24 protein-coding genes are annotated in these 21,550 nt (G+C 53.1%); 9 read left to right on the top strand and 15 right to left on the bottom strand.

The annotated features are described in order from the left end of the window. Positions 1-21 precede the first annotated feature (21 nt). Together AYK82_RS07295 and AYK82_RS07290 are read right to left on the bottom strand one after the other, a co-directional pair. Positions 22-732: a DUF1013 domain-containing protein gene (locus tag AYK82_RS07295; protein ID WP_068313404.1), complete on the bottom strand. Its 711-nt coding sequence runs from the start codon at positions 730-732 to the stop codon at positions 22-24. A gap of 171 nt (positions 733-903) precedes the next feature. Continuing rightward, complete coding sequence (locus tag AYK82_RS07290; protein WP_244265725.1) at positions 904-1,884, bottom strand: NAD(P)H-quinone oxidoreductase; 981 nt, start codon at positions 1,882-1,884, stop codon at positions 904-906. 105 nt (positions 1,885-1,989) lie between these two features. On the opposite strand from AYK82_RS07290, the gene AYK82_RS07285 reads away from it, so the two are divergent. Together AYK82_RS07285 and rcdA are read left to right on the top strand one after the other, a co-directional pair. Next, on the top strand, positions 1,990-2,184 hold the full coding sequence (locus tag AYK82_RS07285; protein ID WP_068313400.1) for a DUF1192 domain-containing protein: 195 nt from the start codon (positions 1,990-1,992) through the stop codon (positions 2,182-2,184). 395 nt (positions 2,185-2,579) lie between these two features. Next, on the top strand, positions 2,580-3,128 hold the full coding sequence (gene rcdA / locus AYK82_RS07280; RefSeq protein ID WP_068313398.1) for a protease adaptor protein RcdA: 549 nt from the start codon (positions 2,580-2,582) through the stop codon (positions 3,126-3,128). 48 nt (positions 3,129-3,176) lie between these two features. Here the strand turns inward: rcdA and rpmE are convergent, their stop codons facing one another. Beyond that, positions 3,177-3,401 carry a 50S ribosomal protein L31 gene (gene rpmE, locus AYK82_RS07275; RefSeq protein ID WP_068313612.1) on the bottom strand — a complete coding sequence of 75 codons (225 nt, stop codon included), beginning with the start codon at positions 3,399-3,401 and terminating at the stop codon, positions 3,177-3,179. Positions 3,402-3,660: 259 nt separating this feature from the next. Here rpmE and AYK82_RS07270 point away from each other — a divergent pair, with 259 nt between their 5' ends. Next, positions 3,661-5,460 (top strand): ABC transporter transmembrane domain-containing protein, encoded by a 1,800-nt coding sequence (locus AYK82_RS07270; protein WP_068313395.1) that lies wholly within the window; start codon positions 3,661-3,663, stop codon positions 5,458-5,460. Between the two features lie 51 nt (positions 5,461-5,511). Here AYK82_RS07270 and AYK82_RS07265 read toward each other — a convergent pair whose 3' ends face one another. Next, complete coding sequence (locus AYK82_RS07265) at positions 5,512-7,419, bottom strand: propionyl-CoA synthetase (protein ID WP_068313392.1); 1,908 nt, start codon at positions 7,417-7,419, stop codon at positions 5,512-5,514. A 205-nt stretch (positions 7,420-7,624) separates the two neighbouring features. On the opposite strand from AYK82_RS07265, the gene AYK82_RS07260 reads away from it, so the two are divergent. Beyond that, positions 7,625-8,395 (top strand): sulfite exporter TauE/SafE family protein, encoded by a 771-nt coding sequence (locus AYK82_RS07260; RefSeq protein WP_068313389.1) that lies wholly within the window; start codon positions 7,625-7,627, stop codon positions 8,393-8,395. Here AYK82_RS07260 and AYK82_RS07255 read toward each other — a convergent pair. Then, entirely contained in the window at positions 8,369-8,905 is a 537-nt protein-coding gene (locus tag AYK82_RS07255; RefSeq protein ID WP_068313386.1) for a hypothetical protein, read from the bottom strand. The two genes, AYK82_RS07260 and AYK82_RS07255, sit on opposite strands and share 27 nt — an antisense overlap. Positions 8,906-9,326: 421 nt before the next feature. After that, positions 9,327-9,503, bottom strand: a complete 177-nt coding sequence (locus tag AYK82_RS17710) for a YdcH family protein (protein ID WP_082733800.1) — start codon at positions 9,501-9,503, stop codon at positions 9,327-9,329. Positions 9,504-9,825: 322 nt separating this feature from the next. On the opposite strand from AYK82_RS17710, the gene purE reads away from it, so the two are divergent. Then, on the top strand, positions 9,826-10,317 hold the full coding sequence (gene purE / locus AYK82_RS07250; protein ID WP_068313609.1) for a 5-(carboxyamino)imidazole ribonucleotide mutase: 492 nt from the start codon (positions 9,826-9,828) through the stop codon (positions 10,315-10,317). A 30-nt stretch (positions 10,318-10,347) separates the two neighbouring features. Continuing rightward, positions 10,348-11,448: a 5-(carboxyamino)imidazole ribonucleotide synthase gene (locus AYK82_RS07245; RefSeq protein WP_068313383.1), complete on the top strand. Its 1,101-nt coding sequence runs from the start codon at positions 10,348-10,350 to the stop codon at positions 11,446-11,448. Between the two features lie 35 nt (positions 11,449-11,483). Here the strand turns inward: AYK82_RS07245 and AYK82_RS07240 are convergent, their stop codons facing one another. The 3 genes from AYK82_RS07240 to AYK82_RS07230 form a co-directional block, all read right to left on the bottom strand. Next, complete coding sequence (locus tag AYK82_RS07240) at positions 11,484-12,875, bottom strand: MATE family efflux transporter (RefSeq protein ID WP_068313381.1); 1,392 nt, start codon at positions 12,873-12,875, stop codon at positions 11,484-11,486. Between the two features lie 85 nt (positions 12,876-12,960). Further along, positions 12,961-13,773, bottom strand: a complete 813-nt coding sequence (locus AYK82_RS07235; protein WP_082733799.1) for a class II glutamine amidotransferase — start codon at positions 13,771-13,773, stop codon at positions 12,961-12,963. A 111-nt stretch (positions 13,774-13,884) separates the two neighbouring features. Further along, complete coding sequence (locus AYK82_RS07230; protein ID WP_068313378.1) at positions 13,885-14,139, bottom strand: DUF6356 family protein; 255 nt, start codon at positions 14,137-14,139, stop codon at positions 13,885-13,887. Between the two features lie 120 nt (positions 14,140-14,259). Here AYK82_RS07230 and AYK82_RS07225 point away from each other — a divergent pair, with 120 nt between their 5' ends. The 3 genes from AYK82_RS07225 to AYK82_RS07215 all read left to right on the top strand — a co-directional run bounded on the left by AYK82_RS07225 (position 14,260) and on the right by AYK82_RS07215 (position 16,255). Beyond that, positions 14,260-14,733, top strand: coding sequence for an Lrp/AsnC family transcriptional regulator (locus AYK82_RS07225; RefSeq protein WP_068313375.1), 474 nt, complete (start codon positions 14,260-14,262; stop codon positions 14,731-14,733). A 224-nt stretch (positions 14,734-14,957) separates the two neighbouring features. Next, the gene (rpsU, locus tag AYK82_RS07220; protein ID WP_068313372.1) at positions 14,958-15,182 is read left to right on the top strand and encodes a 30S ribosomal protein S21; all 225 of its coding nucleotides are present in this window, start codon (positions 14,958-14,960) and stop codon (positions 15,180-15,182) included. A gap of 194 nt (positions 15,183-15,376) precedes the next feature. Beyond that, on the top strand, positions 15,377-16,255 hold the full coding sequence (locus AYK82_RS07215) for a tetratricopeptide repeat protein (protein WP_068313369.1): 879 nt from the start codon (positions 15,377-15,379) through the stop codon (positions 16,253-16,255). On the opposite strand, the gene AYK82_RS07210 is transcribed toward AYK82_RS07215, so the two are convergent. The 6 genes from AYK82_RS07210 to purB form a co-directional block, all read right to left on the bottom strand. After that, entirely contained in the window at positions 16,252-17,142 is an 891-nt protein-coding gene (locus tag AYK82_RS07210; protein ID WP_208976427.1) for an alpha/beta hydrolase, read from the bottom strand. The genes AYK82_RS07215 and AYK82_RS07210 overlap by 4 nt on opposite strands. Before the next feature lie 79 nt (positions 17,143-17,221). Further along, positions 17,222-17,506 (bottom strand): aa3-type cytochrome c oxidase subunit IV, encoded by a 285-nt coding sequence (locus AYK82_RS07205; RefSeq protein ID WP_208976426.1) that lies wholly within the window; start codon positions 17,504-17,506, stop codon positions 17,222-17,224. A 96-nt stretch (positions 17,507-17,602) separates the two neighbouring features. After that, a complete protein-coding gene (locus AYK82_RS07200; RefSeq protein ID WP_068313366.1) occupies positions 17,603-18,973 on the bottom strand; it encodes an ABC1 kinase family protein in 1,371 nt (456 codons plus the stop codon). Positions 18,974-19,086: 113 nt separating this feature from the next. Beyond that, positions 19,087-19,635 carry an RBBP9/YdeN family alpha/beta hydrolase gene (locus AYK82_RS07195; RefSeq protein ID WP_068313364.1) on the bottom strand — a complete coding sequence of 183 codons (549 nt, stop codon included), beginning with the start codon at positions 19,633-19,635 and terminating at the stop codon, positions 19,087-19,089. 119 nt (positions 19,636-19,754) lie between these two features. Beyond that, positions 19,755-20,114, bottom strand: coding sequence for a VOC family protein (locus tag AYK82_RS07190; protein WP_068313361.1), 360 nt, complete (start codon positions 20,112-20,114; stop codon positions 19,755-19,757). A gap of 1 nt (position 20,115) precedes the next feature. Then, positions 20,116-21,444 (bottom strand): adenylosuccinate lyase, encoded by a 1,329-nt coding sequence (gene purB, locus AYK82_RS07185; RefSeq protein WP_068313358.1) that lies wholly within the window; start codon positions 21,442-21,444, stop codon positions 20,116-20,118. Positions 21,445-21,550 lie beyond the last annotated feature (106 nt).

The following is a 21,550-nucleotide window of genomic DNA, read 5'->3' as shown; positions in this document are numbered from 1 at the left end:
TCAGAGGGTTCAGAAAAGCGCCTAACGCTCGTCTTCGCCATCTTCACCAAGGCTGGAGAAGTTAGCAAAGACCGCATCAGCGTCAATCTCTTCCTCTTCATTGGTCTTGGGCGCAGGTTGCGCAAATGCTGCCGCAATCGCCTCTTCAGACGTTGTCTCTTCCACCGGAAGCAGGCCTTCCAGCTCCTGCCCTTCAGGGCGAGGCGGCGCATTTTTAGCAGCCTTTTCAACTTCGATGTCCAGCTCAATCTGCGAGCAGAGACCAAGCGTCACCGGATCCATTGCTTCCAGATTAGAGGAATTCCAGTGCGTGCGTGTACGGATCGCTTCAATCGTCGGCTTGGTAGTGCCAACCAGACGGATAATCTGCGCATCAAGCAGCTCTGGATGGTTGACAACCAACCACAAAATCGCGTTCGGGCGGTCTTGCCGACGCGATACAGGCGTGTAGCGCGGCCCCTTCCGCTTGGTTTCAGGCACTTTCACTTTGGACTGATGCACCTTCATCCGGTAAGTCGGCTCGTTCTGCGCTTTTTCGATCTCATCACGCGTCAGCTGGCCAGCCACAATCGGATCAAGGCCTTTAATGCCCTGAGCGAATTCGCCATCGGCAATAGCCTTCACCTCAAGCGGGTGAAGTTTACAAAACGCAGCAATCTGATCAAAGCCCAGTGCTGTATTGTCTACGAGCCAGACAGCGGTTGCCTTTGGCATAAGAGGCGCATTGGCCATAGTATATAACCCTCCTGTATGCCCCACCGGTCAGTTAAGAGGGTGAAGCCAGATTCCTTTGAATTTCGGGGAATTGACGACAATATAGGCCGAGAGTTGCCGGAAAGCAAACCCCTTCCGCCTCACTGCGGCATTTCCCGTAATTCCCACAGGGCACCTTGCAGCATACCACTAAGCTTTTAAGAGTATCTTGCCGATATGAGCCGAACTTTCCATCCGTCGATGCGCCTGCTCCGCCGATGCAAGGGAATAGACGCTATCCACCACTGTACGTAGGCGCCCCTCGGCAAACAGTGGCCACACTTGCTCCTTCAACTCCGCGCAGATTTGTGCCTTAAAAGCATTGGAACGCGCACGCAAAGTTGAACCGGTATGAGTAAGCCGCTTCATCATCAAGCGGTTGATATTCACACTCTCGCTGACACCTGTAAGGGCCGCTATCTGGCAAATGCGCCCCTCTACAGCGGCAGCTTTCCAGTTTCGCTCCACATAATCGCCGCCAACCATATCCAAAATCACATCAACCCCCCGCTTGTCAGTAGCCCCCAGTACTTCTTTCACGAAGTCTTGCTCTTTGTAGTTGATAGCAATATCCGCCCCTTGCTCTAAAACGGCCCCTACCTTCTCTTCACTACCAACAGTGGTGAACACGCAAGCACCAAAGGCTTTGGCAAGCTGCACAGCGCAGATCCCAATTCCAGAGCTGCCCCCATGCACAAGAAAACTCTCGCCTGCTTTCAGGCCACATCGCTGGAATACGTTTGACCACACCGTCATGTATACTTCCGGCAGCCCGGCCGCATCCAAAAGGCTTACGCCCACGGGCACAGGCAGGCAATGTGCTGCTTCAGCTACGGCGAACTGTGCATACCCGCCCCCAGCAACCAGAGCGCAAACCTCTTGCCCGAGCAATTCTGGATCAACGCCCTCACCCACCGTATGCACCCGGCCCGACACTTCCAGACCTGGCAGAGGGGAAGCCCCTTGGGGCGCGGGATACACCCCTTGGCGCTGTAAAATATCTGGGCGGTTTACCCCTGCGCCTGCTACTTCAATCAGCACTTGCCCTGCTTGCACCACCGGCAGATCAACCTCGATAACCCGCAGCACCTCCGGCCCACCAACTGCGCTAATTTCCACTGCTTGCATCATGCTGTTACCCATCTCCGCCCTCACATCCAATCCGTCACAAACGTTTACCTCTAGGCAAACCGCCCAATCTCGCAATAGACTTAACCAAAAGCCGAGGAGATCACCATGAGTGTGTTTGATGAAACCCCGAAACCGACCGGAAACCAAGCCATGCTTTCGCCGGATTTATCCAGCTTCTCGCTAGCCGAACTGCAAGAGCGCCTCGAGAGATTAAAAGCTGAAATCACCCGTACTGAATCAGAGATAAGGTCCAAAGAAACTTCGACAGAGGCAGCTGAAAGTCTCTTTAAAAGCAAATAGCTACCTAAGGTTACACAAGCAAACACGCCAAGTTAACCATTTATTTACCATAGTAATCTTTAATATATCTATCCGGTTAGTGGAAGGAGCTTTTCCATCGCTCCAAGACGCCTCCCTGACTATGGAAACTTCTAGAAGCCGCTCTTCTGCGGCTTTCTTTTTTCTTAATGATATAAAGCTGCGCTTCCCGCACATTTACCTTAAATAAAACTAACAGCCGAAAAACTCAGGTAACCAAGGGAATTATCTGCGGTTTGTGCCCTAGAATTTCTCAAGTATTCCCTTCGCACGACACGAAATGCAAAGCTGATCCCACAGCCGCTGCACCTCCCGAAGAACATCCGCAGCGCAGCCCAGCCATCCCAAAAGGGGATCAACAGTGCGGAGTATGAATAATGATTAGGCCCAAAAAAACTTCCCCCTCACCTCCGACTTACTTCGGTCAACACGTCATACAGTCACAAGGTTTCGAAGATCTCTTTCAAGATGGCATGGCATTGATAGAAGAAACAGCATCCTATCTCGATGGCCCCGGCAAGAAACAGTCCCGCAGCCTCGCCCGCGCGCCCGCATTGGCCTACGCAAGCGAATCCATGCGCCTGACCACCCGACTAATGCAACTTGCCTCATGGTTGCTGCTGCAACGCGCTGTACTAGAGGGAGAAATTACGCCATCTGAGGCCAACTCAGAGCGCCGCCGCGTGCAGTTCGGACCGGCCATGACTGCGCAAAACACGAAATGCTGGGATGAACTTCCCACTCCGCTCTGTATTCTCATTGAAAAAGCGACACGCCTGCAAGAGCGCGTTCAGCATCTGGAAGAAGCGCTTGTGCAATTCCGTAGACAAGAAACACAGGCACAGCAACAAAGCCCGATTGATGAGCAAATTGAGAAACTAAGGGCAGAACTCCCAAGCTTTAGCAAGCTGCCCCCAAAAGAATAAGGCCCCGGAAAATCCGAGGCCCTAAAGCAATAACGCTTTTTACAAGATTTAGTTGCCGAGGAAGCTACCAAACTTGTCTTTAAAGCGAGAAACACGACCACCGCGGTCCATGAGCTGACGGTCACCGCCGGTCCATGCTGGGTGGGAGTTTGGATCGATGTCCAACTGCAATGTGTCGCCTTCTTTACCGTAGGTGGAGCGAGTGGAGAACTCGGTACCGTCGGTCATTACCACTTTGATTGCGTGGTAGTCTGGGTGGATACCCTCTTTCATGGCCAGTCCTTTCAGCGTCCGCCGCGCCCGCATCTTGCTTTCAAAGGGGTCGCAGGCGATATGCGCTTTGTTCTTGAATAAGCCGCAGGAACCCCGCAGCAATAAATCGTGCAGGGTCTATACCCTATCACTGGCGGGGAAACAAGGGGGCAATCGCGAGAGAAATTCAAGCTTTTGCCCTTGCAGGATATCGGGCATGACACAATCTCTATGCTCACTTATATAAATAGCCAAAGACCTTGCACCAGGGACCATTTTTATGTCCAAAGCCACTAGCTCAGCCAAACAGCAAAGCCTTAGCTCGCTTGCGGCCTTGCTTCCTTACCTACAAAAGCGAAAACTGCGTGTTTTCTGGGCTTTTGTCGCGCTTATTGTGGCCGCAGCGGCCGCATTAATGCTACCTGTTGCCGCCCGCTTTATGATCGACAATGGCTTTGCAGGCGATAACCCAACCCTTATTCAAGATTATTTCCTGGCAATTATTGCAGTGACTGTGGTCCTCGCGGTTAGCGGCTCTCTGCGCTACTATCTTGTGATGACAATTGGTGAGAGGGTCACGGCGGACCTGCGGCAAGATGTTTTTGCACACCTGTTAAAGCTCAGCCCACAGTTTTATGATGAAAACAAGTCTGGAGAGATTCTCTCTCGCCTTACCGCAGACACCTCACTCATTAAATCCGCCTTCGGAGCCAGCGCCTCCATAGCGCTTCGCCAGTTCCTAACCCTGATCGGCGCGGTTGCTATGATGGTCGTCACCAGCCCGCGCCTTTCTGCGTTTGTAATTATCGCAATTCCCTTCATCGTCCTCCCGCTCATCGGCTTTGGCCGCATGGTGCGCAACCGCGCGCGTAAAGCGCAGGATGCCTTAGCCGAAAGCGCTTCCTTCGCCACAGAGGCACTCGGCGGAGTTCGTACTCTGCAATCCTTCACTGCCGAAACCCAAACCAGCGAGTTCTTCTCCAATTCAGCAGAGGAAGCCTACAAGGCTGCTCAGTCCGCGACCCGGGCCCGCGCCTTTCTGATTTTCCTAGTGATTTTTGTGGCGCTCACCGCCGTTGTAGGCGTGCTATGGAGCGGCGCAATCGCAGTTATTGAGGGGCAAATGACAGGCGGCGAGCTCACCCAGTTTGTCATTTTCGCGGTTATGGCCGCCGGATCCCTGTCAGAACTATCAAATGTTTGGGGTGAACTGTCACAGGCAGCAGGGGCAGCCGGCCGCCTCTCGGAGATCCTATCGGAAAAACCGCAGATCACAGCGCCAGCGCAACCCGCCAGCCTACCAACCCCAGCCAAAGGCAACATCCGCTTTGAAGGCGTTTCGTTTGCCTACCCCAGTGCGGCAAACGCTGGCATCACCGAGCAGCTTTCTTTCTCGGTAGAGGCAGGGCAAACAGTTGCGATCGTCGGTCCATCTGGCGCAGGCAAGTCGACACTCTTCCAGCTACTCTGCCGCTTCTACGATCCGCAGGCGGGCCGCATTCTTGTTGATGATGTCGACATCAAACAACTAGACCCTACACACCTGCGCGAACGGATTGCCCTTGTACCGCAAGATCCGGCGATCTTCGCCGAAACCGTGGCACAAAACATCGGCATAGGCCGCCAAACCGGCAATGCTCGGGATATCCAGCGCGCAGCCGCCATGGCGCAAGCGCACGAGTTCATCGAGAAAATGAATGGAGCCTACGCCAGCTTAATCGGCGAGCGCGGGGTCACCCTATCCGGCGGCCAGCGTCAGCGCATCGCAATCGCGCGGGCGTTTTTAAAAGATGCTCCTATTCTGCTGCTCGATGAGGCAACCAGCGCACTGGACGCACACAGCGAAAAGCTCGTACAAAAAGCGTTGGATGAGGTCATGGTTGGCCGCACCACTCTTGTTATCGCCCACCGCTTGGCAACGGTGCTTAAGGCTGATCGCATTTTGGTGATGGATAAAGGTGAGATCGTCGAAAGCGGCACCCACCAACAACTGGTGGCAAAAGATGGTCTTTATGCCAAGCTCGCGCGCATGCAGTTCTCGCAGCAACAAGACGACATAAGCGCCGCTGCCCTGCCCTAATAGGTGTAGCGGCGCAGCAAACCTGCTTGCGCGCCACTAAACTACCTCGAGTTAAGAGGTTGAGCGATAGCCCTCCAAAGCCTCTGAAATTTCATCAAGAATAGAGGGGTCATCGATGGTGGCAGGCATCTTGTAGTCTTGCCCATCTGCTATGGATCGCATCGTGCCACGCAAGATTTTGCCAGAGCGCGTCTTGGGTAGACGCTCCACTGTGATCACCAGTTTAAAGGCGGCAACTGGTCCGATTTGCTGCCGAACCAGCCCAACCAGCTCCTTCTCAATCTCGCTATGCTCACGCTCCACGCCGCTCTTCAGCACCACAAAGCCACAGGGCAGTTGCCCTTTTAGCTTATCCGAGACCCCAATCACCGCGCACTCCGCCACATCATCATGGCTGGCAAGAACCTCTTCCATCGCGCCAGTTGAAAGCCGATGCCCGGCCACGTTGATAATATCATCGGTACGCGACATGATGAACAGATACCCGTCCTCATCCTTTAAACCGGCATCCGACGTCTTATAAAATCCGGGGAACTCGCTCAAATACGCGTCTTTGAAGCGCTCCTCGGCCTCCCATAGTGTAGGCAGGCACCCCGGGGGCAACGGCAGCCGTACGGCAATATTGCCCAGAACGCCAGCTTCAACCGGATGCCCCGCGTCGTCAAGCACCTGCACATCATAGCCCGGCATCGGCACTGTCGCAGAACCCAGCTTCACTGGTAGCGCCCCCAGCCCGAGCGGATTACCGGAGATGCACCAGCCCGTTTCCGTCTGCCACCAATGATCCAGAACAGGTACCTCTAGCAACTGCTCCGCCCAAGAAATCGTATCCGGATCCGCCCTCTCGCCAGCTAAAAACAAAGAGCGCAAGCTGCCAATATCATATTTCTTCAGATACTCTCCATTGGGGTCTTCTTTCTTGATTGCGCGAAACGCAGTCGGCGCGGTGAACAGCGATACCACGTTGTTTTCTGCGATCACGCGCCAAAATGCACCCGCATCAGGCGTCCCGACCGGTTTGCCCTCATAAAGCACCGTTGTCGCGCCATGTAGCAGTGGCGCATAAACGATGTAGGAGTGTCCGACCACCCAGCCTACATCCGATGCAGCCCAAAACACTTCGCCCGGCTTCACGTCATAGAAGTTTTCCATGGTCCACTTCAGCGCAACCATATGCCCGCCATTGTCGCGCACAACGCCCTTCGGCTGGCCTGTCGTGCCAGAGGTGTAAAGCACATAGAGCGGGTCAGTGGCTTCAACGGCAACCGGCGCCGCGCTTTGCCCGGTACGCGCTGCCTCGCGCATCAGTCCTTCAAGATCATAATCTCTTTCAGGCACCAGTTCTGCATTAAGTGCCTCTCGTTGCTTAATCAGGCAACAGCTCGGCTTATGGGCGCTCAGCTCAATTGCTTCGTCAAGCAACGGTTTATACGCCACGATTCGCCCCGGCTCGATACCGCAGGATGCAGAAACAATCATCGCCGGTTTGGCATCCTCAATGCGTGTCGCCAGTTCTTGCGCCGCAAAGCCGCCAAACACCACAGAATGAACTGCGCCCAAACGTGCACTCGCAAGCATCGCCATCGCCGCTTCTGGTATCATCGGCATATATATAAGCACACGATCGCCCTTACCGACCCCATGCGCGGCCATCACTGCCGCCAGTTGCGAGACCTTCTCCAGCAGCTGCGCATAGGTGTATCTCTGCTTTGTGCCGGTAACCGGACTATCATAAATCAGCGCTAGCTGCTCCGCGCGCCCGCTTCCCACATGCCGATCCAGACAATTTGCACTGGTGTTGCATTGCGCACCCGAAAACCAGCGCCCATATGCCCCCTCTTCCGCCGCAAAGGCGCGCTCCCATGGTTTGATCCAATCAATCTGCGCTGCCTGACTTTCCCAAAAGCTCACCGGATCCTGCATCCACTGGCTATAGACCTCGCCATATTGACTAGACATTGTCCCGCTCCTCCGGTTTTTTGGCTGTGATACGTCATTCTCCCATGCTAGAAACTGCCGCAGATACCCCTGCAAACCAATTGGCAAATGGAATTAGGTCATCGGAACAAGGCGACGACTGACCAACCTTCAAATGACATCTTGCCTCGTCGCCATATCCGCTTAAAAGCGAAACGATGCTGTAAGCAAACAAGAAAACCTCGCTATGCTGCCCATAACTGATCCGACATTTTACTTGGTTGCCATTCCCGCCGTCTTTCTTGTCGGCATCAGTAAAGGGGGTTTGGGCGGCGGCATGGGCCTTGTGGCAGTGCCCCTAATGAGCTTGATCATTTCGCCTGTCCAAGCAGCAGGGATTCTCTTGCCAATACTTGTCGCCATGGACCTTGTCGGTCTTGCGTCCTATCGCCAATCGTGGGACCATGCGACAATGCGCAATATGCTGCCTGCAGCAATTGCCGGCATCGGCGTTGGCTGGCTCTTGGCAGCTTACGTATCAGAACACCAGATAAAGCTACTCGTCGGCATCATCGCGTTTCTCTTTGTGCTAAACCATTGGCTGAAACGCAAAGCACCCAGAATTGCTAAGCCGCAAAACCGCATCAAAGCTGGTATTTGGGGCTTTCTTGCAGGCTTCACCAGCTTTGTGAGTCATGCAGGCGGACCCCCCTACCAGATGTATACGCTGCCCCTGCGCCAAAGCTCGGTGCTCTTTGCAGGTACATCGGTTATCTTTTTTACAGTCGTCAATGCTGTGAAGCTGGTGCCCTACTTCTTCCTCGGGCAGTTTAATGCAGCCAATCTCAGCACATCACTGGTATTGTTACCAATCGCCCCGATCTCCACTTTACTCGGCGTCTACCTCGTCCACCGCATCAGCCAAAAACTGTTCTATCAGCTGACCTATCTTGGCGTTTTCGTTGTCTCGCTCAAATTGGTCTACGACGGTTTACAAGGCATGGTTGGCTTCTCGTAGCGCACAAAGACGCTGCGGCTCGTTCACTGGGAACCCCTTAATTTTGATAAGCAGCTGCTTCGCCGAAACACCGACCAAATTTTGGCTTTCAGAGCGCGTAGAGGCGAGCAATAAGGGAGTTTGCTCAACTTGCAAAAGAGCCGCATCTCGCCCAAAAAAGCGCGCTTGCAACCGCGCCAAAGGCCGCTGCCAACACATCTGCGACCCATCTTCGTCAGATAGAGAAGGACACGCGACAGCCAAAACTTGCGCGCATACCAACAACAGCAAACAACATGCCCCAAGCCAGATCGACCAATAGCGGCGCAAATGTGCGGCTGTTGCCCGCCGTTCTCGATAAAGCTGATACATGCTTGGAAACAGTATCATCAAAAAAAACCACTGTTGGACTTGTAGGTAAACGGAACTCATCGCAAAACCAACAACGACCATCAGCAGCATCGCAAAAATGCCGACAACAAACAGAAGCAGCGTGTACCTCCGGCGCAGATAGCTTTGATTCCAGTTCATGCACACCTCCGCTCGTTCAAACAAGCGTTCATCCACCCAGCTACAGTCTAAGTATTGAGTGGCGCATGTGAAGTGTTCGCACCTGCGCGAATTGTCGCTACAGGTCGATACCTACGATTATTAAGGGGAGGGATCAATAAAATAAGGACAAAATGCCGCAAAGTTCACCACAAAGATGTATCATGAACTTTAAATATACAAAATTTTCTTTTCCAAAATCTGCTATTAGCAAACCAGTAAATATAATTACAAACAACCGCATTTTCTACAACATACCATTTTGATACGTTTAAGTTATTCAACATGGCAGCGCCAAGGTGCTTAAATGACTGTGCTCATTTACTTAGCATGTCAAATGAGCATCAACACAAAAGGCGCCGGAGTTTCCGGCGCCAACAAATAACCGCGAAGATTTAAGGGTTTAATGGGCACTCCCATTTCGTAATCGTGAGATCTGGTCTTTAATCTGGAGCTTTTTGCGTTTTAGCTCGTTGATATGAAGCGGGTCTGTTGTGAGCGATTTTTCTGCCACACTGATATCTTGATCAATGCTGGCATGACGACGTTCGAGTTCACTGAGGTGCGCTTCGATGGACATAGATCTCGATCCTCCTACTCTTGTTATGCATCAGGAGTGTGACACCATTTTATCCCGTTGTCGAATAGCAAAAAATTGTCCGCGCAGGTGACCACACGCAAAAAGAGTATCATTCATCCGTACACAGAAAGTAAAAATAAATTCAAAGAGATAAAATTCATACACCCAGAAGAATATGATAGGTATTTGCATCAATATATTGCAATCGAAACTGAGCGGAAGTAACTATAGCCGCATCGCTAACTAAGCGGGCATTCGCGACAAAATGCCCGCAAACAACACGCCAATCACGCGCCTAACAACTCCAGCCGAAGAGCAAACAATGACCGCTACTGACACCCCGAAAATCGCGATCATTATGGGAAGCCAATCCGATTGGCCAACAATGAAAAACGCCGCCGATACTCTTGAAGAGCTCGGGGTGGCCTACGATGTCCGCATTATTTCAGCCCATCGCACGCCAGACCGTATGGTAGAATTTGCAAAAAATGCCAAGGCAGAGGGCTTCCACGTGATTATCGCAGGCGCGGGCGGCGCCGCGCACCTGCCGGGCATGACCGCAGCTATGACGCCTCTGCCTGTCTTTGGTGTCCCGGTTCAATCCAAAGCCCTCAGCGGCGAAGACAGCTTGCTCTCTATCGTGCAAATGCCCGCGGGCATCCCCGTTGGCACTTTGGCCATTGGTAACGCCGGGGCGACAAACGCCGCCCTCATGGCTGCCGCTGTTCTGGCCCTTCATGATGAAGAAATAGCCAAGGCGTTGGATGCATACCGCGAAGCACACACCAACGCTGTCGCACAGCGCCCCGTTTAAAGCCCAGCAAAACGCAAGAGCACAAAAGATATGTCGCAATTCAGCCTTCACCCTGGTGACACCATTGGCATTCTCGGCGGCGGCCAGCTCGCCCGCATGCTCAGCACTGCCGCGGCACGCCTAGGACTAAAAACCCACATTTATGCACCGGAAGAAAACTCCCCAGCCTTTCAGGTGAGCGATGCCCACACGATTGCCGCCTATGAAGACGAGAAAGCCTTAGAGCGCTTTGCGGAGCGGGTTTCGGTCGTCACCTACGAATTTGAAAACGTCCCTGCCCCCACCGCCGCCTTTTTGCAAGCACGCGTGCCCGTCCACCCCGGATCAAATGCGCTGCACGTCTCACAAGATCGTCTGACGGAAAAGACTTTTTTGACACAAGAGGCAGGCACTCCAACCGCTCCGTTTGCTAAAGTTGATAGCCAACAACAGCTGGAAGAGGCTCTTGCCGCCTTCCAAGGCAAAGGTGTTTTGAAAACACGCCGTTTTGGCTATGACGGCAAAGGGCAACTTATGCTGCGCAAGCCCGAAGATGCCAAAGGCGCATTCGCAAAACTGGGCAACCAACCCGCCATCCTTGAGGGGTTAATCGATTTCACCGCGGAGCTATCCGTCATCACGGCTCGTGCGGTTGGCGGTCAAGTTCTCAGTTATGAGGCCGCGCGCAACCTACACGAAAACCATATACTAAAAAGCTCAACCGTACCGGCTGGTCTATCCAAAACCATACGCGAAGAGGCCCGCCGAATCGCGGAAAGCATCAGCACCTCACTTGGCTATATTGGTGTACTCGGAGTAGAGCTGTTCCTTGTTGAAGGGGATACTGGCCCTCACCTGCTGGTCAATGAAATTGCCCCGCGCGTGCACAACTCTGGCCATTGGACAGAAGATGCCGCCTTCACCTCGCAATTTGAACAGCACATGCGCGCTGTCGCTGGCTGGCCACTTGGCTCGACACAACGCACACATGATGTCACCATGGAAAACCTTCTGGGTGATGAGGCGCAGTCCTACCGCAAGGTACTGGCCACTGCGAATGCTCGCCTAACCCTCTATGGGAAGGCGGAGGTACGTACCGGCCGAAAGATGGGACATGTAAATCACCTACATCCCCTCGGTAACCTTGAATAAACAGAAAAGGGCGGCTCGATGCCGCCCCTTGCTTTTTAACTTGCCATCAGCCCCAGCTGATCGCGCCGGTGAAAGCGCCACAAGAACATCACGCTGCAGAACGCCAGCCCGCTGGCCAGTCCCCACCAGATGCCCACAGGGCCCCAGTCCGCCTTGAAGGCCAAGACATAAGACAAACCAATGCCGACAACCCAGTAACCCATGATTGCAATAAGCATAGGTACGCGTGTGTCCGACATACCGCGCAGCACACCTGCACCCACAGCCTGAATGCTATCGAAAACCATATAAACAGCAGCGACAAACACCATAGGGATCGCGAGAGCTACCACAGTGGCAGATTCCGCATTTGCATGGTCAAGATAGACCGAGATAAGCGGCTCCGGTGTGACCACAAACAGGATCGCGCCGAAGATGGCGATAACTGCGGAAAGCACAATCGCAACCCAGCCAGAACGACCAACGGCATCCGCATCCTGCCTCCCAACAGCCTGCCCCACACGCACAACACACGCCTGTGAGAACCCAAGAGGAATCATAAACGCAATGCCCGAAAGCTGCGCCGCAATACCATGCGCCGCCAACTCTAACTTACCGATCCACCCCATCATAAAGGCAGCTGCAACAAACATACCAACCTCGGACACAATCGTCAGCGAGATTGCCCAGCCCAAACGCCAGATCTCAAAGAAAGCCTCCCAATCCGCACGCCAGATGCGGACAAAAATTTCATAGGTCCGCGAGCGTGGATCGATATAAACATAAGCAATCAATATCGCCGCTGAGCAGAAGGCAGTACCAACCGAAGCGATACCAGCGCCTAGGATCCCGAGCTCCGGAAAACCGTAGTGACCGAAAATCAGCAGGTAATCGAGGACTGCATTTAGCACTGCACTAATGACCGTCGCCCACAAGACAACGCCAGCACGCTCAATACTGGTCAAGAAACAGCGGATCGCAATCACCAAAAGGCCGGGATACATCGACCATTGCACAATGCGCAGATATTCAGCGCCGATGCGCGACACATCCGCATCCTGCCCGAGCATGAGGAAAATCCGCTCAGATTCCCACAGCACAACCATCGCCACACTGGAGTAAATCAGAGAAACCCAGATACCCATGCGCGATACACGGCGAACACCGCGCACATCATTTTGCCCCACAGCGCGCGAGGCTAGCGGCATGACTGCTTGCAGAACACCAAGTCCTGCAAGAAACACGATAAAGAACAGTTGCAATGCAATAACCGACGCCGCCAGCTCGGTAGCTCCAAGCCAGCCGATCATCAGCGTATCGGTAAAATTGATAGCCATCTGCGCCATTTGCGCGCCGATAAGCGGCACACCCAAAACTAGGGTGGAGCGAACTTCCTTGCGCCAAATAGGGAAAGCACCGCCTGCGCCGGTGTTGGCACCCTGCGTCATTCTCTTCTCCTGAAGTTAAGAAATGCAGCGGGCCACATGGTTTGGAGGCGGCGCAGATTGTATGCGCGCTCACTGCGATTAAAGGCTAGGCAATTTCGCAGAGTTCAGGGCGTTTGTCTAGTGCCCCTTTAACACAGATCGGTGTAGAGCTACACAGCTTCCCTTCTTCAAATACCGTAACGTGAGCATCTGGCACTTGCACCCAATCCTGACTGACGGCATCCAGAGGCTCTGAAACAATCGTTACCCCGCCATTTGTCTGCCGATAGTAAAGGCTTGGCACCCGCGCATCTGTAGAGTAACGCAGGACGAAAATACGCTTACCATCGCTAGCCGCCGCGCCAATTCTGAGCGGTTTTTTAATATCGCGACGAGTCATAATCGCAATAAGATCGCGCAGATAAGCATTCGTTGCCGCAATCGCATCCCTGCGGAAGCCGTAGCTTAAGAGACCAAGGAAGATTGCCTCACTGTCCGTTGTACCCTTGCGAAAACCATAGAGATCATCTTCGATCAGCATTTCTACTTCGCGGCGCACTTTCTGGTAATCGCCAATTTGCCCGTTGTGCATGAACATCGTCGATCCAACGCGGAAAGGGTGACAGTTCTCCCGTGTTGTCGGCGTGCCGGTTGACGCCCGAACATGAGCGAAAAACAACGGAGATTGCACAAGACGGCAAAAATCCTGCAGATTCTCATCTCCCCACGCCGGATGGGTCTCCCGGTAAACACCCGGCTCGACCTTCTCGCCATACCAGCCGATACCAAATCCGTCGCCGTTGGTATCTACCTTGCCTTCAGAGCAGTGGAGCGACTGCGATACGAGTGAGTTTTCAGGGCGGGAGACGATCTCTTCTAAATAGATCGCCTCACCGGAATACGCGAGCCACCTGCACATTATAAATCCAAATCTACCAAGCTAGAGAAAACAATTAGATATCACGCAACCACAAGCTTGAGAACAGCAACAATGCTCAACAATCATGTAAATGGCCGCGCCAACGCATTGCTATTCGGCAGCCTCGCCCATGAGCTTCATTGCATCCTCTTCACTGCGCCCGCGATTCTTGAAGCGTCCTGCGAGCTTCAGAATTATTTCGCTCGCCGTACGCTCGAACATAAATGGAAACAATCCATGCATGAGCGCCGCCAGTCCCGCGCCGATTAGCACAAAGCCGGTTTTTCCGGCAAACGCCGCATGTTCCAGATAGGTCTCGCCAACACTCTGCGGATGCTCGGTAAACGCCTTTGAAATTCCAGCCATCGTTCCCTCCTACGTATTCAACCTTACGTCACCTAGGATAGAAAGTGGCTCAACAAACGTCTTCCCAAATTTCACAGGACTTGCTAATCATACAAAACATTCGTCCCAAGGTTTTATTAAATGGCAGAACATACGTTAGATGAAATAGATCGCAAACTGCTAATGCAGCTCCAACTGGATTCCACACAGTCCCTCACTGAACTGGGGCAAAAGGTTTCTCTTTCCCGTAACGCGCTGTGGCGACGCCTGACAAAACTTGAGCAAGATGGCTATATAGATCGCCGCGTGGCGATCTTGAATAAGGACAAACTGAATCTGGGGCTTTCAGTCTTCATCACCATCTCGACAGACACGCACTCATTAGAATGGTTTGACGAGTTCCAACGCGCCGTGAGCGCGATTCCCGAGATCACCGGAATCTTCCGCATGACCGGTAATGTTGATTACATCCTGCATGCAGTGATTCCAGACATGCGCGCCTACGATAATCTTTATAAGTCCTTAATTTCTCGCGTTTCACTCTCTGATGTTTCTTCCAGTTTTGTGATGGAAGAAATAAAAAACACCACAACTCTCCCACTCAGCTACACTTAACAGATCGTTTATTGGCAAGAGGCTAGACAACAATTACGCCAATACCCCAGAATCTCGGCAAAGGCAGTGGACATCCCAGAAGCATTCTGCTAGGAACCCCGTCAAGACGCGACACGCAGCATGAGTGCCCTCTAGGGAGAGCACTTTGTGGGCCGCGGAATTCATCAATCTAGCATTTATCATCCTGCCATTTTGGCAGGTTGCTGAAAGGTAAGGGATAGCGCGTGCAGGTTCTCGTTCGCGATAATAACGTCGATCAGGCGCTCAAAGCGCTGAAGAAAAAGATGCAACGTGAAGGCATCTTCCGTGAAATGAAGCTTCGTGGCCACTACGAAAAGCCATCTGAAAAGAAGGCTCGTGAAAAAGCAGAAGCAATTCGCCGCACCCGCAAGCTTGCTCGCAAGCGTGCGCAGCGCGAAGGTCTGCTGATCGGTAAAGGCCGCCGCTAAATCGCGGGCAGCAGGATGAAACCTGCAAGTCCTGCTGATAAAGCAAATTAAACGGACTGGCCGTGAATAGCGGCTGGTCCGTTTTTTTGTCTCGCGAAAGGTTGAGGCAATCACGTCTTGCGATAAGACGCAAATCACTTTTTACTCAACTCATTGGCTGAAACCAACACGACGGTTATTCGGGGAATATTTGCATGCTGCAATCTGCGACCACACTGTGCTCCACTGCGTTGCTGCGCATTCTTGCTGTTTTTGCGATCGGCGCTCTGCTTGCTGCCTGCCAAACCAGTCGCGTTGGTTACCCAAACACGCCGGTCGACAAGGCAGTAGGCTCTGCGGCCAATCTGAACTCGCTTTCACAGGTGGTAGAAGCCGCCCCGCAAGATCCCAATGCCTACAACACCCGCGGCATCGCCTATGCAAAGGCGGGACGATTGGATGATGCCCTAGTTGATTTTAATACGGCTCTGCAAATTAATCCCCGCTCGTATCAGGCATACGCGAATCGTGCATTGGTCTACAGACGCCTGAACAAGCCGCAAGAAGCCTTGGCAGATTATACCAGCGCCTTGCTGATAAATAAGGATTACACTGTTGCCCTTAATGGCCGCGGCAACACTTACCGATCGCTCGGCCAGTATAACGCAGCGCTGCGCGATTTTAACGCTGTCATTCGCTTAAACTCTGGCGACGCACGCGCCTATCATAACCGCGGACTGATCTACCAAGCGCAGGGTCTAGATCAAGCAGCACTAAACGATTTCTCATCTGCAATTGGTTACAACTCCCGGGCCTATTCTCCACTCTTGGCACGCGGTGTCCTCTACCTAAAGCGTGGCGATGCCAAGTCCGCCCTCAAAGATTTGAATGCCGCACTGGCGCTAAACAGCCGCCTTGCACCAGCATGGGCAAACAAGGGGTTAGCTGAAGAACAGCTTGGCGAACGTAAGAACGCAAGAAAGTCTTACAATCGCGCTGTTGGTTATGATCGAAGCAATCAGATAGCCCGTGACGGCTTGGCTCGGCTCAATCAGGGCAGACCCGCCGTTCAAGTTGAGCGCGATGCCAGCTAGCGCTTGGGAAACCGCGTAAACAACCAATTAAGGCTCAAACGCCAATCAATCATTCTGATTGGCGTTCCGTGGCTTCCGCTATGGAAAAGAACGAACCGCGCCGGATAATCCGGCTGCTGCTCCAGTAAGCTCTCGAAAGCTGAAACTTGCGATGCCGCTGAGTAGGCGCGATCTGCACTGCCATGCGCAAAAAATACAGGTACACGACGCGCCGCCGCCGCACTATCGGCAAAAGTGGGATCAATCGCCCCGCCAAGCATAACCAACCCGTCTAACAGCTCAGCGCTTTCCTCATCCTTTGCCAAGCGGTAGCAAACAAGACTTCCCATTGATCCGCAGGCGAGAACCACACGAAGAGCCGGCCTCCCTTGGCGATAATATGCAATGAGATCGAGCACTTGCGCAGCGCCCACATCATCGAAATCGATCAGGCTTAAACTCGCATAGACCACATCGTTGCGATAACTCAGGTTTTTTAGCCGATTAAAGTTACCCCCAAAGCTGTAATCATTCATACCTTGCGCGGCATTTCCGCCTTTACCATGCAGGTAAACAATCAGAGCTTTCGTCGTGCGCTCCACATCTCCAATCCGAAGATGCTCACTACGCCCACCAGAAAAAGGCAGCGTCACCCGGCGCTGCGCCCAGTTGGGCCGTAGGGAGACGTATTCTCCATGCACGCGCTTTTCATCAATTGCATCACGATCCCGCAGATCCCTCTGAATATCATAACCGACTTCCAAGAAAGCGCCGCTGTTCGATAAAGCTCGGATCTCAGGATAGGCGAACAACGCATCCTTGTAGGGGCGAAACGCATCAGCAGCCCAAGCTCTCGCACAAGCAGCACAAAGAATTAGAGAAATCACAACAAGTAGTCGGATTTTCACCAGAGGCACCCAATAGTAGCAACAAAAAAGCCGTGGCCCATCAGGTACCACGGCTTCAAAGCTCTGTCTCCAATGAAACCTAGGAGACCAATACCAAGGTTGTTAACCCGGCCAGCAAAAACACTGCGCCAGGCGCGCGATGCGCTTTGTCACCAGACGCCATCCCAATACCCAAACCAACAATGCTAAGCAAAGTGAACACAACCGCAGCAACCTTGCCGCCGCCGCCCCCAAAACCAACCATTGCAAGACACAGCACAATGGTCAGCAAAGTAATTGTCCCGGCCTTTGAGAAATTGATAAAGCCATTATACGTACGATTGTGCTCGTCGTAATCCATTACTGAAACAGCCCCGTCGCTCATGCGTTCCCTCTTCAACACACAATGAATTTTCCGAAACTTAACAACAACCCTGAGAACTAGCAATGCAATAAACGTAAAAACACCTACATTTCGCCCCTAACCATGATCGTCTAACCCCGCTGCCGCAAGCAAGTTTGCTTGCCGTTGCGCCAGTTTGGCCACATCAAACCCTTCCAGCAAATCATTAAACAGCTGATAGAAATTCAGCTCCGCCCGCATATGTAGAAACACGCCGCCTAGTCCTATTGCTGCACGATCCATAAAAACAAAACTCCGTGGTATCTTTAAAGGCCCTTTTGCCTTCAAGGCTTGGTGCACTTTAAAAGCCTCCTGACGCCCATATGCAGCAGCAGAAACACCCTCGGCCAACGCACGAACCCTGTCTGTAAGCAGCGGACCATATATAAACCGCGCCCAAACATTCAATATCTCGATAAGCTCTTTATCAAGATGCTCAAAACCCCAAGCCTCATATGCCGCCACAACCTGCGTTTCATCCCCATGCAGCAGGCCGTAATATAGCTGCGTAACACCCTCGACAAACGCACAATCAAAAATGCGAATACAGCCATAATCCAATAGATTGACCTGCAGCTCGCCAACCTCACGTCCGGCAATCGTATAGTTGCCTAAATGCGGGTCACCATGAATTACCCCATAGCGGGAAAACGGCATCCACCACGCCTTGAACATGATGCGGCTGATATCATTGCGCACATCCTGCGACGCATCCTTGAATGAGAGTAGCCTCGCGCCCTCAAGCCAGCCCATGCTAAGCAGCCGACGCGTTGAGAGCCCCTCATTTAGCTGTGGTACGTTTATCTCGCTGTCCTGTGTGAAGATCTCTGTATAGGCGCTCATGTTCCGCGCCTCGCGAGAGTAATCCAGTTCCTCGTAAAGCCTGGCAGCAATCTCCTCGCCAATCTCGCTCGTATCTACCACATTCTGAATGCGCTTATGAATAGAAAGAGCCAGCCGCATTTGCGCAAGATCAGCCGCGACAGCACTGTCCATATCCGGATACTGAAGCTTACAGGCCAGCCGTGTCCCATCCTCCAGCCTTGCCTTGTGCACCTGCCCCAGCGAAGCCGCCGCAGAAGGTTCATGGTCAAACTCGGCAAACTTGCTTTGCCAGTTTGCCCCCAGCTCCGCCCGCATACGCCGTTTTACAAATGCCCAGCCCATTGGCGGCGCATCTGCCTGCAGCGCTGCTAACTCAGCCGCATATTCAGGCGGCACCGCATCGGGAATCGTGGCCAGCATTTGTGCCACTTTCATCAAAGGCCCCTTTAAGCCGCCCAGAGCTTCAGCAAGCTCACTAGCATTCTTGGCGCTATTGATATCAAGGCCAAACAGTTTAGCGCCTGCCATTTTAGCTGCGATGCCACCAAGGTTGCCGCCCGTACGCGCATAACGCCCAAGCCGGGCGCTAAACCGGTTGCGCTCGTCGTCCTTTTCCTCTGCCATCAAAGTCTCCTGCATCACGGCGGCTACGCGTGAATACATAGAGCACTGCTACAAAGAGCAAGGCAAGTACTAAAAAGCCGCCCCTAAAGGCGGCTATTGAGACAAAGAAACGTTTAAAGCGTCTTCATAAAATGCGCGAAAGATAACAGCCCTTCCGGCCAAGGTCCTTGGCCACTGGCTACATTGATATGCCCGCTTTCACCGGCGTCTTGAAACGTCACATCCCAATGTTCGGCCAGCTGCTGCGCGCGCTCATAACTACAGTAAGGGTCGGTACGACTCGCCACTACGCGCGCGTGAAAACCAAGCGGTTCACTCGGCAGCGGGCCAAAGGCATGAACCGACGCCGGAACCCGAGAACTATCATCGCAATCAGGGCAGGCAACCAAAAACGCGCCCTTCACCCAAGGGCGAATACGCGGGGCGGCGTGAACAACAGTTGCAACGCCTAGCGAATGCGCGATCAACACGACAGGGCGAGAGGCAGCCTCAACAGCCTGCACAAGTGTATCAACCCACAGCTCTTTCTCCGGGTTGTCCCAGTCAGCCTGCTCCACCCGTTTTGCTGTCGAAAGCTTCGCTTGCCAGCGAGACTGCCAATGCTCTGGCTCCGACCCGTTCAAACCCGGGGCCACCAGAATATCCGCCTCTGCAATTTTCATAGTACCTCAACACCTGCTTGTTCGCTGCTGCCCGCTGTTTATTGCAGTTTTAGCGCGCGATCAAAGCATGTTTTATTGTTATTTAGCACAGATAGAGCGCCTGAGCTCCGCGCAGCCGGTTAATTGGCCTCACCAAGCAATGTCAGCACATTCCCGGCAGGGTCTTTGAAATGCGCCAGCACTCCGCCCCAAACCTGCTGCTTTGGCGCTTGCGTAAAGTTAACACCACGGCCAGTCAACTCTTCATAGCGCGCCATAATATTGCCAGCCTGCAGCGAGACACCAACAAAACGGCCTACATAACCATCACTCTCGGCGTCGCTGGCTTCTTCAACGATAAACTCGGCATTATCGAGCCCAGCGCCAAATGCGCCAAGCTCCTCCATTTCCCAAGTAAGAGGCAGCCCTAAAGTCTCGATATAGAATTCCTTTGCCGCATCATAATCATCGACAAAAATTCTAAGACCATAGAGCTTCATATTACCCCTCCCCGAAAACCCGCTTAAAGATTACATCGATGTTTTTGGTGTGATAGCCAAGATCGAAGCGTTCTCGCACCTGTTCTTCGCTCAGGTGCTTACGCACATCCTCATCCGCCAGCAGTTCAGAAAGGAAATCAACCTTTGCCTCTCCGCTGCTTTGGTAGCTATCCCACACTTTCATGGCATTGCGTTGAACCAAACGGTAGCTATCCTCGCGTGAGCAGCCAGCTTGTGTCAAGGCCAGCAAAATGCGCTGTGAATGCACCAACCCGCCAAGACGGTCCATGTTACCCATCATCCGCTCAGGATATACGACTAGGTTCTCCATGACATTGGTTAGGCGCGCCAAGGCAAAGTCCAGCGTAACAGTCGCATCCGGGCCAATCATCCGCTCTACAGAAGAGTGCGAGATATCCCGTTCGTGCCACAGCGCCACATTCTCCATTGCTGGCATAGCGTAGGAACGAACCATCCGTGCAAGGCCGGTCAAGTTTTCTGTCAGCACCGGGTTGCGCTTGTGCGGCATTGCAGAAGACCCCTTCTGCCCCTTGGAGAAGAACTCTTCCGCTTCCAGCACTTCTGTGCGCTGCAAGTGGCGCACTTCTGTCGCAAGTCGCTCAATGGAAGAGGCAACCACACCCAGCACCGCAAAGAACATGGCATGACGATCCCGCGGGATAACCTGTGTCGAAACAGGCTCGACGCCAAGTCCGAGTTTTTCCGCCACATGTTCTTCCACACGCGGATCGATATTCGCAAAGGTACCAACAGCCCCGGAAATCGCGCAGGTAGCGATCTCTTCACGCGCAATTTCGAGGCGCTTCTTGCAGCGATCAAACTCCGCATAAGCCTGAGCCATCTTCATGCCAAATGTCACTGGTTCCGCATGGATCCCGTGTGAGCGGCCAATAGTGACGGTCTCTTTGTGCTCGTAAGCCCGCCGCTTCAATGCCGCAAGCAGTTTATCCATGTCGGCCAGTAACAGGTCCGCCGCGCGCACCAGCTGCACATTAAAGCAAGTGTCAAGCACATCAGAAGATGTCATCCCTTGGTGCACGAAGCGCGCATCCGGGCCAACAATCTCCGCAAGATGCGTCAGGAAGGCGATGACGTCGTGCTTGGTTTCCCGCTCGATTTCATCGATACGAGCAATATCGAATGTCGCAGGGCCACCTTTTTCCCAAATCGTAGCCGCAGCACTTTGCGGAATGACGCCGAGCTGCGCCAACGCATCACAGGCATGCGCCTCAATCTCGAACCAAATGCGAAACTTCGTTTCAGGCGACCAGATTTTCACCATTTCTGGCCGGGAATAACGCGGGATCATATGCGCCTCTTGTGCTTGTCGAAAAAGATCTGCCGCAGCACTTAGCAGGGAGTGGCGAACCTCTCAATGGTTAGGCCTTATTTTGGCCGCAAGAAAAGATGCCACC

Origin of the sequence: Polycladidibacter hongkongensis (assembly GCF_001561995.1) — a bacterium.
GTDB classification, from domain to species: domain Bacteria; phylum Pseudomonadota; class Alphaproteobacteria; order Rhizobiales; family Stappiaceae; genus Pseudovibrio; species Pseudovibrio hongkongensis.
Note: the sequence above shows the minus strand (reverse complement) of the source record. Positions and strands in the feature narration are given on the sequence as shown.

Excerpts from the sequence above, each read along its gene's own strand:
- AYK82_RS07295 (WP_068313404.1), bottom strand. The coding sequence starts at position 732 with ATGGCCAATGCGCCTCTTATGCCAAAGGCAACCGCTGTCTGGCTCGTA.
- AYK82_RS07245 (WP_068313383.1), top strand. The coding sequence starts at position 10,348 with ATGTCGCAATTCAGCCTTCACCCTGGTGACACCATTGGCATTCTCGGC.
- AYK82_RS07195 (WP_068313364.1), bottom strand. The coding sequence starts at position 19,635 with ATGAAAATTGCAGAGGCGGATATTCTGGTGGCCCCGGGTTTGAACGGG.
- AYK82_RS07200 (WP_068313366.1), bottom strand. The coding sequence starts at position 18,973 with ATGGCAGAGGAAAAGGACGACGAGCGCAACCGGTTTAGCGCCCGGCTT.
- AYK82_RS07230 (WP_068313378.1), bottom strand. The coding sequence starts at position 14,139 with ATGGCTGGAATTTCAAAGGCGTTTACCGAGCATCCGCAGAGTGTTGGC.
- AYK82_RS07290 (WP_244265725.1), bottom strand. The coding sequence starts at position 1,884 with ATGATGCAAGCAGTGGAAATTAGCGCAGTTGGTGGGCCGGAGGTGCTG.
- AYK82_RS07255 (WP_068313386.1), bottom strand. The coding sequence starts at position 8,905 with ATGAACTGGAATCAAAGCTATCTGCGCCGGAGGTACACGCTGCTTCTG.
- AYK82_RS07215 (WP_068313369.1), top strand. The coding sequence starts at position 15,377 with ATGCTGCAATCTGCGACCACACTGTGCTCCACTGCGTTGCTGCGCATT.
- AYK82_RS07190 (WP_068313361.1), bottom strand. The coding sequence starts at position 20,114 with ATGAAGCTCTATGGTCTTAGAATTTTTGTCGATGATTATGATGCGGCA.
- AYK82_RS17710 (WP_082733800.1), bottom strand. The coding sequence starts at position 9,503 with ATGTCCATCGAAGCGCACCTCAGTGAACTCGAACGTCGTCATGCCAGC.
- AYK82_RS07235 (WP_082733799.1), bottom strand. The coding sequence starts at position 13,773 with ATGTGCAGGTGGCTCGCGTATTCCGGTGAGGCGATCTATTTAGAAGAG.
- purB (WP_068313358.1), bottom strand. The coding sequence starts at position 21,444 with ATGATCCCGCGTTATTCCCGGCCAGAAATGGTGAAAATCTGGTCGCCT.
- AYK82_RS07205 (WP_208976426.1), bottom strand. The coding sequence starts at position 17,506 with ATGAGCGACGGGGCTGTTTCAGTAATGGATTACGACGAGCACAATCGT.
- AYK82_RS07270 (WP_068313395.1), top strand. The coding sequence starts at position 3,661 with ATGTCCAAAGCCACTAGCTCAGCCAAACAGCAAAGCCTTAGCTCGCTT.
- AYK82_RS07285 (WP_068313400.1), top strand. The coding sequence starts at position 1,990 with ATGAGTGTGTTTGATGAAACCCCGAAACCGACCGGAAACCAAGCCATG.
- purE (WP_068313609.1), top strand. The coding sequence starts at position 9,826 with ATGACCGCTACTGACACCCCGAAAATCGCGATCATTATGGGAAGCCAA.
- AYK82_RS07260 (WP_068313389.1), top strand. The coding sequence starts at position 7,625 with ATGCTGCCCATAACTGATCCGACATTTTACTTGGTTGCCATTCCCGCC.
- rpmE (WP_068313612.1), bottom strand. The coding sequence starts at position 3,401 with ATGAAAGAGGGTATCCACCCAGACTACCACGCAATCAAAGTGGTAATG.
- rcdA (WP_068313398.1), top strand. The coding sequence starts at position 2,580 with ATGATTAGGCCCAAAAAAACTTCCCCCTCACCTCCGACTTACTTCGGT.
- AYK82_RS07240 (WP_068313381.1), bottom strand. The coding sequence starts at position 12,875 with ATGACGCAGGGTGCCAACACCGGCGCAGGCGGTGCTTTCCCTATTTGG.
- AYK82_RS07265 (WP_068313392.1), bottom strand. The coding sequence starts at position 7,419 with ATGTCTAGTCAATATGGCGAGGTCTATAGCCAGTGGATGCAGGATCCG.
- AYK82_RS07225 (WP_068313375.1), top strand. The coding sequence starts at position 14,260 with ATGGCAGAACATACGTTAGATGAAATAGATCGCAAACTGCTAATGCAG.